At 63.7% G+C, this 17,099-nt stretch carries 14 protein-coding genes; 5 read left to right on the plus strand and 9 right to left on the minus strand.

Annotated features, from left to right (window positions below):
* Positions 1-147: 147 nt before the first annotated feature.
* Positions 148-372 (plus strand): hypothetical protein, encoded by a 225-nt coding sequence (locus C1896_06095; GenBank protein AZZ44524.1) that lies wholly within the window; start codon positions 148-150, stop codon positions 370-372.
* A gap of 3 nt (positions 373-375) precedes the next feature.
* Here the strand turns inward: C1896_06095 and C1896_06100 are convergent, their stop codons facing one another.
* The 6 genes from C1896_06100 to gcl all read right to left on the minus strand — a co-directional run bounded on the left by C1896_06100 (position 376) and on the right by gcl (position 8,220).
* The gene (locus tag C1896_06100) at positions 376-1,260 is read right to left on the minus strand and encodes a transporter (GenBank protein AZZ44525.1); all 885 of its coding nucleotides are present in this window, start codon (positions 1,258-1,260) and stop codon (positions 376-378) included.
* Between the two features lie 72 nt (positions 1,261-1,332).
* Positions 1,333-2,748, minus strand: coding sequence for a pyruvate kinase (gene pyk / locus C1896_06105; protein ID AZZ44526.1), 1,416 nt, complete (start codon positions 2,746-2,748; stop codon positions 1,333-1,335).
* A 51-nt stretch (positions 2,749-2,799) separates the two neighbouring features.
* Positions 2,800-4,071 (minus strand): glycerate kinase, encoded by a 1,272-nt coding sequence (locus C1896_06110; protein AZZ44527.1) that lies wholly within the window; start codon positions 4,069-4,071, stop codon positions 2,800-2,802.
* Positions 4,072-4,415: 344 nt separating this feature from the next.
* On the minus strand, positions 4,416-5,306 hold the full coding sequence (locus tag C1896_06115; protein AZZ44528.1) for a 2-hydroxy-3-oxopropionate reductase: 891 nt from the start codon (positions 5,304-5,306) through the stop codon (positions 4,416-4,418).
* Between the two features lie 37 nt (positions 5,307-5,343).
* Positions 5,344-6,126, minus strand: coding sequence for a hydroxypyruvate isomerase (gene hyi / locus C1896_06120; GenBank protein AZZ44529.1), 783 nt, complete (start codon positions 6,124-6,126; stop codon positions 5,344-5,346).
* A gap of 312 nt (positions 6,127-6,438) precedes the next feature.
* Entirely contained in the window at positions 6,439-8,220 is a 1,782-nt protein-coding gene (gcl, locus tag C1896_06125) for a glyoxylate carboligase (protein ID AZZ47546.1), read from the minus strand.
* 255 nt (positions 8,221-8,475) lie between these two features.
* Here gcl and C1896_06130 point away from each other — a divergent pair, with 255 nt between their 5' ends.
* The 4 genes from C1896_06130 to C1896_06145 all read left to right on the plus strand — a co-directional run bounded on the left by C1896_06130 (position 8,476) and on the right by C1896_06145 (position 12,591).
* Positions 8,476-9,384 carry a LysR family transcriptional regulator gene (locus C1896_06130; protein ID AZZ44530.1) on the plus strand — a complete coding sequence of 303 codons (909 nt, stop codon included), beginning with the start codon at positions 8,476-8,478 and terminating at the stop codon, positions 9,382-9,384.
* Positions 9,385-9,679: 295 nt separating this feature from the next.
* Entirely contained in the window at positions 9,680-10,525 is an 846-nt protein-coding gene (gene xth / locus C1896_06135; GenBank protein AZZ44531.1) for an exodeoxyribonuclease III, read from the plus strand.
* A 60-nt stretch (positions 10,526-10,585) separates the two neighbouring features.
* Complete coding sequence (locus tag C1896_06140; GenBank protein ID AZZ44532.1) at positions 10,586-10,972, plus strand: hypothetical protein; 387 nt, start codon at positions 10,586-10,588, stop codon at positions 10,970-10,972.
* 269 nt (positions 10,973-11,241) lie between these two features.
* The gene (locus C1896_06145) at positions 11,242-12,591 is read left to right on the plus strand and encodes a hypothetical protein (GenBank protein AZZ44533.1); all 1,350 of its coding nucleotides are present in this window, start codon (positions 11,242-11,244) and stop codon (positions 12,589-12,591) included.
* Here C1896_06145 and C1896_06150 read toward each other — a convergent pair.
* From C1896_06150 to C1896_06160, 3 genes are read right to left on the minus strand one after another with little or no spacing between them, the layout of a single operon-like run.
* Entirely contained in the window at positions 12,579-13,961 is a 1,383-nt protein-coding gene (locus C1896_06150) for a hypothetical protein (protein ID AZZ47547.1), read from the minus strand. The genes C1896_06145 and C1896_06150 overlap by 13 nt on opposite strands.
* 17 nt (positions 13,962-13,978) lie before the next feature.
* Entirely contained in the window at positions 13,979-15,163 is a 1,185-nt protein-coding gene (locus C1896_06155; GenBank protein AZZ44534.1) for a hemolysin secretion protein D, read from the minus strand.
* Positions 15,160-16,737, minus strand: a complete 1,578-nt coding sequence (locus tag C1896_06160; protein AZZ44535.1) for an MFS transporter — start codon at positions 16,735-16,737, stop codon at positions 15,160-15,162. The genes C1896_06155 and C1896_06160 overlap by 4 nt, the downstream gene beginning before the upstream one ends.
* Between the last annotated feature and the right edge of the window lie 362 nt (positions 16,738-17,099).

Genomic DNA, 17,099 nt, shown 5'->3' on the forward strand with positions numbered 1-17,099 from the left:
AGGGTTGTTTTGACCCCGGCTATCTGGGTTTATTGAACCCTGAGGGGTAGATTGAACCCAGTATTCGGGTGCCAACAGCGACCGATCGAACGGTCAGCAACCGCAGCGTTCTATAAGTTTGACTATCGATGAATGACGGAGGGCAACATGGAGAACTACCACATCACGCACGATGACGATCGCTGGGTATTGCGCGAGGAGGGCGACAAGCGCGCGCTGCTCGAAGCGGCGACCAAGGAAGACATCATCAACGAGACCCGCGACTACATGAAGTTGCGCACCGCCTCCGTAAAAATCCACACCCTCGAAGGCAAAATCGAAGAGGAACGGACCTACCCGCGGGACCAGGACCCTAGGGCTAACAAGGGTTAACACTCAGCACGGCTGCAACTCGCCTCGGCGCTGATGCTGGCGTCTGCCCAGCGTGACCGCCCAGCAGGCGAGGATGAAGGGCATGGTCAGCGGCGGCAGGCCCAGCTGATCGAACAACAGGCGGAAGATGATCGCCAAGCCGATGCCCAGTGCTGGCACCAGTGGCGAGCGGTGGACCTGGCTCAACGCCAAAGCTGCCAGCGCTGGGTTGTAGCCAGCCAGCCCGGCCAGGGCCGTTGGCTCGGAGGCGCCGGCCAGCAACGCTACGTAAATGCCGACCGCCGAGCCGCATAGCGCCCACGCTGCAGCGCGTCGATCAGCCAGCAGCAACGCCGCAAACAGGCACAGTCCCGCCAGCGGATCTGCAAGAAATAGCACCTGACCCAGTCCTTTCACTATTCCGCCGAGCGCACCCCACCCATCCAGTTGATGGTCGGGTACGCGCGCCTCAACAACGCCATCCAGCACACCACAGACTCCCATCGCCAACCAACCCAACAGTACGAAGGACAGGGTGAGGCCCGGCAGGCTACGCCGCTCGCGCATACGTCTGAGCAGGTGGTGCTGCACGGGAGTCGACAGAGCGCCAGACAGGATCGCCAGCAGGCAGGCCAGCGGCACAAGACCAAGCATCAGGGTGACCAACAGCCCCAGCAGCGCGGCGTTGTAGCCGTACAAGCCGCTTTCGATATCGTCACGCGGATAACCGAGTCCCCATGCCATGCAGGTGCCGCTGACTAGCCCGAGCAGGGCGCCGGCCAGCAGCGCGCGATCATGCAGGCCGATTGCAACCAGGATCAGCAGGCCGCAGCCCAGATGGCGCTGCAAAAAGACCTGGCTGATGCCGTTGAGTGTCGAGCGGATCAGATAAGTGAGATGAAGGTGCATGGGCACGTCGGAAGGGCGCGCAGGTCTGCGCCGATGAGTGTGACTCCACCGGCGCAAGTTTCGCTGGACGGGTTAGTTGAGCGTTTCGATACGCAGCGAGTTGGTCGTGCCAGATTGGCCGAGCGGCACGCCCGCAGTGATCACGACGGTATCGCCTGTGCCCGCCATGCCCTGAGCACGCGCCAGTTCGAGCGCGTTGAGGCAGACCTGCTCCATGTCGTACATGCGTGCGTCGATCACCGAATAAACGCCCCAGGCCACGGTCAGCTTGCGTGCGGTCGTCAGATTTGGCGTCAGGCTGAGGATCGGCGTGGCCGGCCGCTCCCGCGAAGCGCGCAAGCTGGAGCGGCCTGATTCGGTGTAATTGACCAGCACCGCAACCGGCAGGATGCCGCTGATGCGCCGAATGGCGCAGCTGATCGCATCGGGCAGGGTGGCCTCGGCGCTTGGCCGATTGACGTCCAGCTGCGCTTGGTAGTCCGGGCCGCTTTCCACCTGGCGGATGATCTTGCTCATCATGCTCACGGCTTCCAGCGGGTACTCGCCGGAGGCGGTTTCCGCCGAGAGCATCACTGCGTCGGCGCCTTCAGCCACGGCATTGGCCACGTCGGTGACCTCGGCCCGAGTCGGCGCCGGTGAGAAACGCATCGATTCGAGCATCTGCGTCGCGACCACTACCGGCCGGCCCAGCTGCCGACAGGTGCGGACGATGTTGCGCTGGATCCGCGGGACATTTTCTGCCGGCACTTCGACGCCGAGGTCGCCACGCGCCACCATGATCGCATCGCAGAGCCGCGCGATTTCTCGCAGGTGCTGCACCGCTGAAGGCTTCTCGATCTTGGCCATGAGGAAGGCGCGGTCGCCGATCAGCTCGCGGGCTTCGTGAATATCCTGCGGACGCTGGACGAAGGACAGCGCCACCCAGTCGACGCCCAGCTCCAGGCCAAACGCCAGGTCACGACGATCCTTCTCGGTCAAGGGACTCAGATCCAGCACTGCTTCGGGCACGTTTACACCCTTGCGATCGGACAGTTCACCACCGGCGACCACGCGCGTGTCGATCGCGTCGGCGTGCTTGGCGGTAACCGTAAGCCGCAGCCGGCCGTCGTCCACCAGCAGGCTCATGCCGGGCTGCAACGCATCGATGATCTCAGGATGCGGCAAGTTGACCCGACTGCTGTCGCCCGGCGTCGGGTCGAGGTCGAGGCGCAGCGCCTGTCCGCGCTTGAGCTGCACCTTGCCCTCAGCAAAACGACCGACGCGCAGCTTGGGCCCCTGCAGGTCCATGAGAATGGCGATCGGCTGATTCATCTGACGTTCCACTTCGCGAATCCAGCCGAAGCGCTCGGCATGGTCGGCGTGCTCGCCATGGCTGAAGTTGAGGCGGAACAGATTGACCCCGTTTTCCACCAGCTCGCGCACATCATCGATGCTGCGCGTGGCAGGGCCCAGGGTGGCGAGAATCTTGACCTTCTTGTCGGGTGTCATGGCAGGCTCTATCGGCAGTTGTGGTTATGGACCGTGCATGCCGGTGCCCCGCTAGCGGGACGACGGCAGGATCAGGATGGCGCGGAAATCATTGACGTTGGTCCGTGTCGGCCCGGTCATCAGCAGCGCATCGAGCGCCTGGAAGTAACCATAGCCGTTGTTGTTGGCCAGTTCGTCGGCGGCTTTCAGGCCCAGGGCTTCGGCGCGGCTATAGCTGTCCGGGGTCATCAGGGCGCCGGCGTTGTCTTCCGAGCCGTCGATGCCATCGGTGTCGCCAGCAAGCGCATACACGTTGGGCAGTCCCTGGAGGTTTTCCGTCAGACCCAGGAGGAACTCGGCATTGCGGCCGCCACGACCGTTACCCCGCACCGTCACGGTGGTCTCGCCGCCGGACAGGATCACGCAGGGCGGGGTGAGCGGCTGACCATGCAGCACCACCTGACGGGCAATACCGCCGTGGACCTTGGCCACCTCCCGCGACTCACCTTCCAAATCACCCAGGATCAGCGGCGTGATGCCGGCTGCGCGGGCTTTTTCGGCCGCCGCCTCAAGGGATTGCTGCGGCTTGGCGATCAGCTGGAAATGGCTACGCGACAGGCACGGGTCGTTTGCTTTGACGGTTTCCGAACGAGGATCTTCCAGCCAGGCACGGACGTTACCGGGGATCTCGATGTTGTAGCGCGCCAGAATCGCCAGCGCCTGGGCCGAGGTGGTTGGGTCCGCCACGGTCGGGCCGGAGGCAATCACCGTTGCTTCGTCGCCCGGCACGTCGGAGATGGCATAGGTGTAGACGCTGGCTGGCCAGCAAGCCTTGGCCAGACGGCCGCCTTTGATCGCCGAGAGGTGCTTGCGTACGCAGTTCATCTCGCCAATGTGCGCGCCGGAGCGCAGCAGCGCCTTGTTGATCGCCTGTTTGTCGGCAAGGCTGATGCCTTCGGCTGGCAGTGCCAGGAGTGAGGAACCGCCGCCGGAAAGCAGAAAGATCACTCGGTCGCTTTCCTTGAGGTTGCTGACCATCTCCAACACGCGCCGGGCAACGCGCTCGCCAGCATCATCCGGCACTGGATGCGCGGCCTCGACCACCTCGATCTTGCGGCAATCGGCGCCATGACCATAACGCGTTACCACCAGTCCGGAGAGCTCGCCTTCCCAGACCGCTTCGATGGCTTCGGCCATGGCGGCTGCCGCTTTGCCTGCTCCAATGACGATGGCCCGGCCGCTGCGGTCAGCCGGCAAATGGTCGGCCAGCACCTGGCGTGGATGGGCAGCATCGATGGCGGCGGTGAACAGGTCGCGCAGGAAGCCTTGCGGTTCGAGGTTCATGTACAACTCCATCTATTAGGTCAGGTGCCCGATTCCAGACCTTAGGGCTCGGTTATGCAAGTACAAAAGCAAGTCCTAAGGTTTGGAATCGACCCACCCGGCAGTCAGGCCGTGACTCCTCGTGCCGAGCAGGTCGAAAGGGGTGCCGCCCGAGGGCAGCGATCGGACCGCAGGTGCGCTGGGCTGAGGTAGTGGGGGACGCTGTGATTCCGACCCCGCGCAACTCCAATCCGACCCTTTGAGCATCGCTGGGCCAAACGTTGCGGTTCCCACCACCTGGTCTGTCTGTCCCTGAAGGTGGGCCGCTTGGCTTGGCCAACGTGCTCGAAGGCTGAAGTTTCTGTTTAATCCTTGCGAATCGAGAAGTTGGCCATGTGCTCCAGCCCCTTGATCAGCGCCGAGTGATCCCAGCCGCTGCCACCGATGGCTGCGCAGGTGCTGAAGACCTGCTGCGCGTTAGCCGTGTTGGGCAGGTTCAGGCCGAGCTCGCGGGCACCGGCCAAAGCCAGGTTCAAGTCCTTCTGGTGCAGGCTGATGCGGAAGCCCGGATCGAAGGTGCCCTTGATCATGCGCTCGCCATGCACTTCGAGAATCTTCGAACCGGCGAAACCGCCCATCAGTGCTTCGCGGACGCGGGCTGGGTCGGCACCGTTCTTCGCGGCGAACAGCAGGGCTTCGCCCACCGCCTGAATGTTCAGCGCCACGATGATCTGGTTGGCGACCTTGGCGGTCTGGCCGTCACCATTGCCGCCGACCAGGGTGATGTTCTTGCCCATGGCCTGGAACAGCGGCAGGGCGCGGGCAAAACTTTCCTCGCTACCACCCACCATGATCGACAACGTTGCGGCCTTGGCGCCGACTTCACCGCCGGAGACCGGTGCATCCAGATACTGGGCGCCGGTGGCGTTGATCTTTTCGGCAAACGCCTTGGTGGCGCTGGGTGAGATCGAGCTCATGTCGATCACCAGCTTGTTCGGGCCGACGCCGTCGGCAATGCCGTTCTCGCGGAACAGCACGTCTTCGACATGCGGGGTATCCGGCACCATCACGATGATGAACTCGGCTTCCTGCGCCACTTCCTTCGGGTTGGCCAGGGCAACGGCGCCCGCTTCGAGCAGGGCTGCCGGCGCCGCATCGTGGTGAGTCGAAACAAAGAGGCTGTGGCCTGCTTTCTGCAGGTTCTGAGCCATGGGCAGGCCCATGATGCCGGTGCCGATAAATCCAATCTTAGCCATGAGTTTTTTCCTCTAATCCGGTTTGAGTCGCGTCAGTTCAGATAGCGTTGTGCGTTTTCATCCAGCCGAGGCCGGCCGCGGTGGTGGTGGCGGGCTTGTACTCGCAGCCGACCCAGCCCTGGTAACCGATGCGGTCCAGGTGCTCGAACAGGAAGCGGTAGTTGATCTCGCCGGTGCCTGGCTCGTTGCGGCCAGGGTTGTCCGCCAACTGCACGTGGTTGATCACTGCCAGGTTGTTCTCGATGGTGCGCGCCAGGTCTCCTTCCATGATCTGCATGTGATAGATGTCGTACTGCAGGAACAGGTTGGTGCTGCCGACCTTGTCGCGGATCTCCAACGCCTGCGAGGTGTTGTTGAGGAAGAAGCGCGGGATGTCGCGGGTGTTGATCATCTCCATGATCAGGCGGATGCCTTCTGCTTCGAGCTTCTTCGCCGCGTAGCGCAGGTTCTCGATAAAGGTCATCTCCAGCTTGCCGAGGTCGGCGCCCTTGGGTGCGATACCGGCCAGGCAGTTGATCTGGGTATTGCCCAATACCTTGGCGTAGGCGATGGCCTTGTCGACGCCCGCACGGAATTCCTCGACCCGCTCGGGATCGCAGGCGATACCGCGGTCACCATTGGCCCAGTCGCCGGCTGGAAGGTTGAACAGCACCTGGGTCAGGTTGTGGGCGTCCAGGCGTGCCTTGATTTCTTCGGCCGGGTAGTCGTAGGGAAAGAGGTACTCGACACCGCTGAAGCCAGCTTCGGCAGCGGTTGCGAAGCGGTCGAGGAAGTCCAGCTCGGTGAACAGCATGGACAGGTTGGCGGCAAAGCGGGGCATATGAGTTTCCTTCTGTCTGTAGGGACATCCCCGATCGGGCTGGAAGCTACTGCGCTTGGCGATGCTGCGTTGGAACCGAACTCGAAATGCTCATTTACATGCGTAAACTCCGCTTTCTCGTTCGCTTCCGCCTTGCCTCGCCTGCGCTCGTGACGCTTCCAATCCCGTCGGGATATGCGTTGTGGATGCGCTTCGCGACATCCAAACGGTTTTGGTTACAGCTTTTTTCGTAGGAGCCAGCTTGCTGGCGATCAGCAGGCAATGGCGCTCGGGATCGCCAGCAAGCTGGCTCCTACGGGCGGTGGTCTTCCATCAATCGAGCAACGCGACCGCAGTCGGTGCGTCCTCCCGGCTCTCGGCCAGCGGCTCGAATTCGTTGATGGCGTCGATCTCGGTGCCCATGGAGATGTTGGTTATTCGTTCGAGGATCACCTCGATCACCACTGGCACCTGATGCTCGGCCATCCAGGCCTGGGCCTGGTCGATGGCCGGGCGCAGGTCTTCTTGCTTGAACACGCGGATCGCTTTGCAGCCCAGCCCTTCGACCACGGCGACGTGGTCCACGCCGTAGCCTTCCATGCCGCTGTGGTCGGCATTGATGTTCTCGAAGCCCAGCTGCACGCAGTAATCCATCTCGAAGCCGCGCTGCGCCTGGCGGATCAAGCCGAGGTAGGCGTTGTTCACCAGGATGTGGATGTAGGGCAGCTTGAACTGCGCGCCCACGGCCAACTCCTCGATCATGAACTGGAAGTCGTAGTCGCCCGAGAGCGCCACCACCTTGCGGGTCGGGTCCGCTGCGACCACGCCCAGCGCTGCCGGAATCGTCCAGCCGAGCGGGCCGGCCTGGCCGCAGTTGATCCAATGGCGCGGCTTGTAGACGTGCAGGAATTGCGCGGCGGCGATCTGCGACAGGCCAATGGTGCTGACGTAGCAGGCATCACGGCCGAAGGCATTGTTCATGCACTGGTACACGCGCTGCGGCTTCATTGGCACCGAGTCGAAGTGCGTCTTGCGCAGCATCGTCCGCTTGCGCTCCATGCAGTCGGCAGCCCAGGGCGTGCGATCCGGCAGCTTGCCTGCGGCCTTGCGTTCCTTGGCGATTTCGACGAACAGCTTCAGTGCAGCGCCCGCGTCAGAAGTAATGCCGAAGTCCGGTGAAAACACCCGCCCGATCTGGGTGGGTTCGATATCTACGTGCACGAAGGTGCGGTCCTTGGTGTAGACCTCGACCGTGCCGGTATGGCGGTTGGCCCAGCGGTTGCCTATGCCAAGCACGAAGTCCGAGGCCAGCATATTGGCGTTGCCGTAACGGTGGCTGGTCTGCAGCCCGCACATGCCGGCCATCAGTGGATGGTCGTCCGGGATCGAACCCCAGCCCATCAGCGTCGGGATCACCGGCACGCCAACGGTCTCGGCGAATTCAACCAGCAAGGCTTCGGCACCGGCGTTGTAGATACCGCCGCCCGCGACGATCAGCGGGCGCTCGGCAGCGCAGAGCATGTCGATGGCTTTCTCGATCTGCTTGCGAGTGGCGGCCGGCTTGTAGACCGAAAGCGGCTCGTAGGTCTCGACGTCGAATTCGATCTCGGCCATCTGCACGTCGAAGGGCAGGTCGATCAGCACCGGGCCGGGGCGACCGGAGCGCATCACGTGGAAGGCCTGCTGGAACACGCGCGGCACCAATGCCGGCTCACGCACGGTCACGGCCCACTTGGTGACCGGCTTGGCGATGGATTCGATGTCCACGGCCTGGAAGTCTTCTTTGTACAGCCGTGCACGCGGCGCCTGGCCGGTGATGCAGAGAATCGGGATCGAGTCGGCCCAGGCCGAGTAGAGGCCGGTGATCATGTCAGTACCCGCCGGGCCCGAGGTGCCGATGCACACGCCGATGTTGCCGGCCTTGGTGCGGGTGTAGCCCTCGGCCATGTGCGAGGCGCCTTCGACGTGGCGAGCCAGAATGTGACGGATGCTGCCGTCGGCGCGCAGGGCGGAATACAGCGGATTGATCGCGGCACCGGGGATGCCGAAGGCGGTATCGATGCCTTCCTTGCGCAATACCGCTACGGCGGCATCGATTGCTCTCATTCGGGCCATCTGTCGTTCCTCTTGGCTTAGAACCTGTTCACGATCTGCTGCGCGTCGGCCCTGCTGCGTTAAAACCAGGCTCGGAATGCTCATTTGCAACAGCAAACTCCGCTTCCTCGCCTGCTTTTGCCTTGCAGGTCTCTAGCTCGCAAGATCGTGAATGGCTCTGTTTCGATAGTTTTTATACGTGGCCCAAGCATGAAGGGCTGGCCGGAACGAGGGAATTGGCCGAAACTTCAGTTCTGTCGATATCAGGAGTATCGAATGGATCGCTATACAACCCTGCACAGCTTCGTGCTGGTCGCTGAAAACGGCAGCTTTGCCGCCGCTGCGCTGAAGGAAGGCGTGACGCCGGTGGTGATGGGCCGCCGACTCGATGCGCTGGAGCGACACCTGGGCGTCAAGCTGATGCACCGCTCGACGCGCGGGCTGGCGCTGACCGACCTTGGCGAGCAGTACCTGGAGCGTGCCCGTGGGTTGCTCAAGGACTTCGACGAAGCCGATGCCAGCATCAGCCATGACCGCACCTCGGTGCGCGGGCACCTGGTGATATCGGCGCCCGCGGCATTCGGCCGTCGGCACATCGGCCCGCACGCGCCGGCCTTCCAGGCGCGCTACCCGGACCTGCAGCTGTCGTTCAACTTCACCGACAGCGTGGTCGATCTGGTGCGCCACGGTTACGACATGGGCATCCGCATCGGCGAGGTGACCGACCCCAACTATGTCGCCATCAAGCTATTTCCCAACCGCCGTGTGGTCTGTGGCTCGCCGGACTACTTCGAGCGGCAGGGCGTGCCGCGTACCCTGGAGGAACTCTCACGACACAACTGCCTGGCGTTCAACCTGCAGGGCGGGCAACAGCGTGGCTGGACTTTTTTGCGTGACGGCAAGCAGGTAGCGGTGCGCGTGGCCGGCAACCTCGACTGCAACGACGGCGAGCTCCTGTTCGATTGGGTCAAGCAGGGGCTGGGCATCGGTTGGCGCTCGACCTGGGAAATTCAGGCCGAGCTCAAGCGCGGCGAGTTGGTGACGGTACTCGACGAGTTCGCCTTGCCGGCTTACGACATCCAGGCGGTCTACCCGCAACAGCGCTACCTGCCGGCTAAGGTGCGCTTTTTCATCGACTACCTGAAACAGGTCTACAACGCGCCTGGCTACTGGGAGGTGCGTTGAGCCGAACCTCCATGCACCTTGTGGTGGGCTAAAGCCCACCCTACGTGTGTCGATGTATGGCTGGGGTGGGTTTCGTATCACTCCGATCCGTAGGGTGGGCTTCAGCCCACCGGGGGCCACACGCATGTTTGGTGGGCTAAAGCCCACCCTACGGGTGTGGGTGTATCGTTGATGCGGGTTTAGCGTTGCTCTGGTCTATAGGGTGGGCTTCAGCCCACCGCGTGACCGAGCACGTCGAACCACGGCAGGCCGCCGCGAGTCACAGCAAGGGTCATTTCTCGGCGCGAGGCTACCCGTGGACTCCCTGAAAATTGCCACCTTCAACATCAACGGCATCCGTGCCCGTCGGACCAACCTGCTCGAATGGCTGGAGCGCGAACAGCCAGACGTGGTCTGCCTGCAGGAGCTGAAGGCGCAGGACGCCGATTTCCCCATCGATGACATCCGCGCGGCCGGCTACGGCGCCATCTGGCACGGGCAGAAGTCATGGAACGGCGTGGCCATTTTGTCCAAGGGCGACGACCCGCTGGAAATCCGCCGCGGCCTGCCGGGCGATCCGGACGATACCCACAGCCGCTACCTGGAGGCTGCCGCCCACGGGGTGATTGTCGCCTGCCTCTATTTGCCCAACGGCAATCCGCAGCCGGGGCCGAAGTTCGACTACAAACTCGCCTGGTTCGAACGCTTCATCAAACACGCCGCCGGGTTGTTCGACAATGGCCATCCCGTGGTGCTGGCTGGCGATTACAACGTCGTGCCTACCGACGAAGACATCTACAATCCCCGCTCCTGGACCAAGGATGCGCTGCTGCAGCCTGAGAGCCGTGAATGCTACGAGCGGCTGCTGGCGCAGGGTTGGATCGACGCACTGCGCGCCAAGTATCCGGACGAGCGCATCTATACGTTCTGGGATTACTTTCGCCAGCATTGGCAGAAGAACTCCGGCCTGCGCATCGATCACCTGCTACTCAGCGCCGATCTGGCGCCACGGCTGATCGATGCCGGGGTCGATCGCTGGGTGCGGGACCAGGAGCATGCCAGCGACCACGCGCCGACCTGGATTACGTTAAAAGGCGAGGCGAGCGGCAAGGCTGTGCAGGAAAAGCCGGCCAAACGCAGCAAAGCCAAGACAACCCAGTAAACTCACTGCGTCAGCGCGCAATACGCCTGGCGCTTTCCGCTTCTGCTGGAGCTTGCCCGTATGCGTCGCCCTAGTCGTGCGCCTATCTGGATAGCGGCCTTTGCCGTTCTGCTGCATCTGTTCGCGATGCCGCTGATGGCCGCGCATATGCAAGGCATGGACGGTACGGGCGGGCATTGCCCAATGGCCGAGGCCAGCCAGCATCACAGCGGACACGTCCAGCACGCCCACGTCGATGAATCTACGCCCAAGCCCAGTCATCACCAGGGGATGCCCTGCTGCTGTGCGGCGGGTTCGGCATCTCTCGCTGCGATTACGACCGGCTCGCCGGTGCTCCATCAACCTCATCTGGTACGGGCCGGCAGCCTGCCCACGGTAACTGCGCCGCAGCTGTCGCCGCGTTACCGTTGGCCTGCACTGAATCCCCGCGCATCCCCGCTCGCCTGATCAACCCCCCCTGATCTGTCCGGTAGCCATCGGTGGTCACGTATGCGTGCCGCCGCTGATTGCTGGCCCTTGCTGCAGGCCTACGTCCCGGCCGGCAGAGCGAAAAATACGGTCCCGCCTTTGTAGGAGCGAGCTTGCTTGCGATCCCGATCCACTGGAGCACCATTGATCGCCAGCAAGCTGGCTCCTACAGAGAAGCTGCAGCCATTTCGATCGAGTAAGTAGTCATGACTTCAAGTACCGCTGGCGCCCGCCCCCAAGCGCCACCCATGGTTTCCCGCACGCAGCAATCGCTGCTGGCCCTGTTGGTTCGTTTACATCTCTACGTCGGGCTACTGGTCGGCCCGTTCATTTTTATCGCTGCGCTGAGCGGCCTGGTATACGCGCTGACACCGCAACTGGAAGATCGGCTCTACGCCGAGCAGCTGTACACCGACAGCACCGGCACGCCGCAACCGTTGGCCCGACAGATCGAGATTGCCCAGGCCCATATCGGTGAATCGGCGACGCTTTCAGCGGTGCGCCCGGCACCAGAGGCCGGACACACCACCCGAGTGATGTTCAAAGCACCGGCGCTCGGCGAGTCGGAGAGCCGAGCGGTGTTCATCGATCCGGTCACTGCCGAGGTCCGCGGTGATCTGCTGGTCTATGGCACCAGCGGTGTTTTGCCGCTGCGTACCTGGCTCGACCAGTTCCACCGCAGCCTGCTGCTCGGCGAACCGGGCCGGATATACAGCGAACTGGCCGCTTCCTGGCTGTGGGTCGCGGCGCTAGGTGGCTTTGCGTTGTGGTACATCCGGAGGCAACACACGCCGGGTGCGGTCCGCGCAAAAGGCTTGAGGCACTGGCACGCCACGCTGGGGCTGTGCCTGTTGATCGGGCTGCTGTTTTTCTCTGCCACGGGCCTGACCTGGTCGCGTTGGGCGGGCGACAACATCGGAGTCGCGCGGGCGGCGCTGGGCATGTCGACGCCGAGTGTGTCCACGGCGCTGGATGGCGAAGCGGTAAAAGCGGCGGGTGAACACGCGCACCACACCGGGATGGCCATGCCGGTGGCGCGAACCGCTGAACCGCAGATGTTCGACAGCGTGCTGCGCGCTGCACGTGAGGGCGGCATAAACGCTGGCAAGGTCGAAATCATGCCCGCCGCCGGGCCGAATCGTGCCTGGACGGTGACCGAGATCGACCGCAGCTGGCCTACCCAGGTCGATGCCGTGGCCATCGATCCGCGCACGCTGCAGATCACCGATCGCACCGATTTCGCGAGCTTTCCTGTCGCCGCCAAGCTGACGCGTTGGGGGATCGATGCGCATATGGGGGCGCTGTTCGGTCTGGCCAATCAGCTGTTGCTCGCAGTGACTGCGCTTGGCTTGGCGACAATGGTGGCCTTGGGTTACCTGATGTGGTGGCGACGACGTGCAGCGGCGCGGCGAGTCAGAGTGTTACAGGCATTGGGCGCGTTGTCGCCACGGACCTTGGGTACAACGCTGGTGCTTGCCCTGCTGTTTGGCATCTGCCTGCCGGTTCTGGGCGCCAGTCTGTTGATATTCCTGATTGTCGAAGCGCTGCTCGATGCGCTGGCGAGGGCGCGTCATGGCCGTGTACGTCAGCCAGGGTGATCCGGAACAGTCCGCTGCCACCCACCACCAAGCACCTGATACAGGCTGATCAGCGCATTGAGCCGGCTCTCGCGGAGCTGTACGGCCGCCAGTTCGGTATTGAACAGGTTGCGCTGGGCATCGAGGGTCTCCAGGTAGGACGAATAGCCCGCGCGGTAGCGGTCCTCAGCGTAGGTCAGGGAGCGCTCGAGTACGGCGCGGCGAGCCGCGACGCGCGCGAGCTGCTGGCGCAGATTACTGACCGCCGAAAAGCTGTTTTCCACTTCCCTGAAGGCGTCCAGCGCCGCGGCGCGGTAGGCGAAGGCCGCCTGGTTGCGCTGGGCGACCGCGATGTTCAAGCCTGCCTCCAGGCGGCCAGCATCGAAGATCGGGGCGAGCACGCTGGCGCCGAGATCCCAGACACGCACCGGGTCGTAATCGAGTGAGTTGACGAACAGCCGACCGAGACTGGCAGACAGCTGTACCTGCGGCAGGAATCGGTCACGCTGGGCCTGCAGATTCAGGCTGCTGGCCGCGAGCAGCAGCTCGGCTTGCTGGATGTCCGGGCGGCGGCGCAGCAGCTCCGAAGGCAGCACGCCCGGCACCGGAGGCGGCTCGATGGCTAGCAGCCCGGCGCCGCGCTCCACGTCCCCTGGGAAGCGACCGGTGAGCAGGCGCAGGGCATTTTCCTGCTCCCGGATGGCCTGCTGCAGCTGCGGCAGCAATTCGGCGGCGGCTTCGTATTCCGATTGCGCCTGGGTCAGTTCAAGCTGCGAGGTGTAGCCGAGGGCTGCGCGGTCCTCGGCGACACGCAGCGCCTCTCGGCGTGAATTGATGGTTTCGCGTGTGACGTACAGCTGGCGGTCCAACGACAGCAGCGACACATACGCTCGGGCAGTGGTGCTTGCCACTGCCAGCCTGACGGCGTCGCGCTCGGCTTCGGTCGCGCGATATTCAAGTTGCGCCGCTTCCTTCAAGCGCCGTAGCCGTCCCCAGAGGTCGACCTCGTAGGACACCTGCAATGACGGCTGCACGGCCGTGGTATGGGTCATGCCCAGTACGCTGAGTTCGCGGGTGCGTTGCGCTCCCAGCGCCGCGTCGAGCGATGGCAGCAGCGCGGCCCGCGACAGCTGGATCTGTTCACGTGCCTGTTCCACGCGAGAGGCGGCGCTCAGCACCTCGGTGTTGTGCGCCAGTGCCGCCTCGACCAGCGCCGTCAGCTGAGCATCACCGAACGCCTGCCACCAGGTCGCGGAGACGTCGGCCATGTTTGAGCCTGGTTCCCGCCAGTCTGCCGGTGGGGTGAACGCGGCTTCAGGCGGAAGCGGCTGCCGAGGCGGCATGCAGCCGGCCAGCGTAACCAGCAGCAGACCTGGCATCAGCCGGCGCAGGGCGCGGACCAGGCCGCTCATTGCGTACTGTCCGCGGTGGATCGCTCCGCTGCCTCTGTGGCGCCGGTATCCACATGAGTCACCACCGACAGACCGGGGCGCAGCCGCTTGGCGAGTGGCTGATCCGGGGCGATGGAGATGCGTACTGGCACGCGCTGAACCACTTTGGTGAAGTTGCCGGTGGCGTTGTCCGGGCGTAGCACGCTGAATTCCGAACCGGTGGCAGGGGCCAGGCGCTGTACATGGCCGCGGAGCCGCGCGCCGTCCAAGGCATCGACTTCAATCTCGACCGGCTGTCCGGGACGCATGGCGAACGTCTGGGTCTCCTTGTAGTTGGCGATTACCCAGAGCTGCTCCGGCACCAGGTACAACAGCTGCGAGCCGGCCGTCACGTATTGGCCCTGGCGCACCGTGACCTCGCTGACCTGCCCGTCGCGCGGTGCGTCGATTACCGTATTGTCCAGGTCGATCTGCGCGCGCTTGAGCGCCGATTCTGCGATTTCCACTTGTGCCTGCAAACCGCCGCGTGAGACTTCACTGGCCTTCAGCGTTTGCTCGGCGATGTCGATGGCGGCCCGCGCCTGTTGCACCTGGGCCGAGTCGGCGCGTGCGGTTGCACGGATCTGATCGCGCTCGCGGATCGAAACAGAACCCCGTTCGGCCAGCTCGTTGACACGTTTCTCATCCGCCAAGCCCCGTTTCAGCTCCGCTTCGGCAGCGGCCAGTTCGGCGCGGCGGGCGGCCAGCGTCGCCCGGTTGGAGGCCAGGGTCTGCGCCAGGTTCTCGAGCTCGAAGCGGCGCGCTGCAAGCTCGGCCCTGCGCTGTTCAACCAGCTGGCGGTACTGACGATCATCGATGCGCACCAATGGCTGGCCTTGCTCGACCACTTCGAAGTCCTGCACCAGCACCTCGGTCACATAGCCGCTAACCTGCGGGGCCAGCACGGTGATCTGTCCGCGCACATAGGCATTCTCGGTGACCGCCACGCGGCCGGTGAACGGCCACAGCTGCCAGGCATAAAGGATCGCCAGCACGCCGATGAGCGCTACCAGCACCATCAGGATCACCGAACGACGGCTCGGTTTGATGGTTTTCGGCGGATCGTCCGGGGTCGGTCCCGCGTCGGTGGCCGCCGCAGAGGGCTGCGTGGGTTGGGCTGGCTGCAGGCTTTGCTGTTCCTCGGGTTGGGTGCGTTCGCTCATGGAGAGGCGGAATTCCTGTTCTGCTGCGCAATGCGCAGGGTGCGATAGAGCGTCCAGCCGAACACGCCGATGGAAAGCATGCCGATCAGCCGGAATACATCATTGAAGGCCAGCACGTTGGCTTCGCGCGTGGCCGCTTGACTCAGCTGCGCTGCGCTCAGTGCCTGGCGAAGCCGAGGGTCGTTCTGGCGCGGTATCAGCGCCTGGCTCTGGGCCTGCAAACGTCCGGCAACCCGCGGGTCGCCGGCCACCACCTGTTCGGTGAGGTGGCTGGAATGGTACTTCTCGCGCATCACCTGATAGGTACCGAACAGTGCTGGTGCGGCCAGGCCGCCGAGGCTCTGGGTCATGGTGAACAAGACGATGAACGTCACCAGATAGTTCGGACCGTTGCGCAGCGCGCGGCCGATACCGGTGATCAGCAGCGGACCGAGGAACATGCCACTGGCGAAGGCCAGCAGGCCCTGGCTGAGAAACATGTCATGGGGACGGGTCAGGTTGGTGGCATCGATGTCGAGAAAGCTGGCGATGGCAATCAGCACGATCGACAACAGGATCTGCGGAAAGGCCCGGGTTGGGCTGAAGGTCATCGCGCTGCCGGCAATGCCCATGACCAGGCCCAGCAGGATCACCGCGTACAACGGCTGCAGCTGTTCGGTGCCCATGCCGAGGGTCTGCAGCAGGCCCACCGCGCCGTAGGTCTGTTCGGAAAGCAGCAGCCGCAACGCCAGCGCGCCGAAGGCGAAGCGCAGCATTTCGGCAGTGCCCAGCCAGCGTGTGTGCAGCAACGGGTTGCGCCGGTGATGTTCGATCATGAAGGCAGCGCAGAACAGCAGCAGCGCGGCAATCAGGGCGTAGCCCAGCCAAGGCTCCTCCGTCCACCAGAGGATGCGCCCCTGGGCCAGCACCGCCGCGATCAACGCCAGCGCAGGAGCCAACAGGGCGAAGGTGAGGAAATCCAGCGGTTCGAACACCTTGATGCGCTCGCCCAGCGGTAGCTTGAGCACCACCACGGCGGCCAGCGAGCAGAGCGCCAGGCCGCTTTCGAACACATACAGGCGATGCCATTCGCCCATCACCAGCAGCGCAGGGGACATCAGCCAGGCCAAGGGTGTGCCCAGCTGGGAAATGCCGAAGCCGAGGATCACCGCCTTGGGCAGATCGACCTTGCGAAACGCCTGCAGCATGTAGAACAGGCCCAGGGAGGAGGTGGTCGCAGCGGCCAGACCACTGGCTGCGCGGACGAACACGGCCATTTCAAAGCCTTCGACGAATACATGCGCGATGCTCAGCAATGCGTAGAGCGTCAGGCCGATCTCGGCGAAGCGGCGCAGGCCGTATTGCTGGCGAAACTTGATCATCAGCAGGTTGGCCGACACGCTGACCATGAAATAGGCCGCCGGAAGCCAGGCCGCCTGCGACGGCGTCAGGCCCAGATCGCCCTGAATGCTCGGCAGGTTGGCGATGAACAGGGCGTTGCCCAGCCCGCCGGTGATGCCGACCAGTACGGCAACACAGGCATAGGCGATGCGCAGCGGCATGGGATGCAGCAGGATCGCCGGCGAGCCCGGCATTGAGGGGCGTTCTTCGGGTTCCCAGCGAGGAACGGGGGCGAGGTATTGCGGCATCTTTGGCTAGGCTCGAAGGGCGGTTTCAACTGATCGGAGCGCCGCACCGGGGCGGCGGCTACTCCCTTGGGACAATCTTTAGCGTGAAATGATTGGTCACACTTGGCAAAGCATGCTGCCGCTGCTCCCGGCGACGGCCGTGCAGCTGGTCCGTTACATGAACGAACGGGGACGGCAACTTGGCTATGTTTGTGGGTTTCTTCGAGTTTGGCGGCGGCGGGCTGCTAAGGCGTGGCTGCTTGTGATCAACAGCTATTCAGCCAATCGATGGAGCAGCCAGGATGCAGCCCAGACCGGTTCAGAACGTT

This window comes from Pseudomonadaceae bacterium SI-3 (assembly GCA_004010935.1).
Taxonomy (GTDB): Bacteria; Pseudomonadota; Gammaproteobacteria; order Pseudomonadales; family Pseudomonadaceae; genus Stutzerimonas.

Excerpts from the sequence above, each read along its gene's own strand:
- C1896_06140 (AZZ44532.1), top strand. The coding sequence starts at position 10,586 with ATGCGTCGCCCTAGTCGTGCGCCTATCTGGATAGCGGCCTTTGCCGTT.
- C1896_06115 (AZZ44528.1), bottom strand. The coding sequence starts at position 5,306 with ATGGCTAAGATTGGATTTATCGGCACCGGCATCATGGGCCTGCCCATG.
- C1896_06100 (AZZ44525.1), bottom strand. The coding sequence starts at position 1,260 with ATGCACCTTCATCTCACTTATCTGATCCGCTCGACACTCAACGGCATC.
- pyk (AZZ44526.1), bottom strand. The coding sequence starts at position 2,748 with ATGACACCCGACAAGAAGGTCAAGATTCTCGCCACCCTGGGCCCTGCC.
- C1896_06110 (AZZ44527.1), bottom strand. The coding sequence starts at position 4,071 with ATGAACCTCGAACCGCAAGGCTTCCTGCGCGACCTGTTCACCGCCGCC.
- C1896_06160 (AZZ44535.1), bottom strand. The coding sequence starts at position 16,737 with ATGCCGGGCTCGCCGGCGATCCTGCTGCATCCCATGCCGCTGCGCATC.
- C1896_06095 (AZZ44524.1), top strand. The coding sequence starts at position 148 with ATGGAGAACTACCACATCACGCACGATGACGATCGCTGGGTATTGCGC.
- C1896_06145 (AZZ44533.1), top strand. The coding sequence starts at position 11,242 with ATGGTTTCCCGCACGCAGCAATCGCTGCTGGCCCTGTTGGTTCGTTTA.
- C1896_06130 (AZZ44530.1), top strand. The coding sequence starts at position 8,476 with ATGGATCGCTATACAACCCTGCACAGCTTCGTGCTGGTCGCTGAAAAC.
- hyi (AZZ44529.1), bottom strand. The coding sequence starts at position 6,126 with ATGCCCCGCTTTGCCGCCAACCTGTCCATGCTGTTCACCGAGCTGGAC.
- C1896_06155 (AZZ44534.1), bottom strand. The coding sequence starts at position 15,163 with ATGAGCGAACGCACCCAACCCGAGGAACAGCAAAGCCTGCAGCCAGCC.
- gcl (AZZ47546.1), bottom strand. The coding sequence starts at position 8,220 with ATGGCCCGAATGAGAGCAATCGATGCCGCCGTAGCGGTATTGCGCAAG.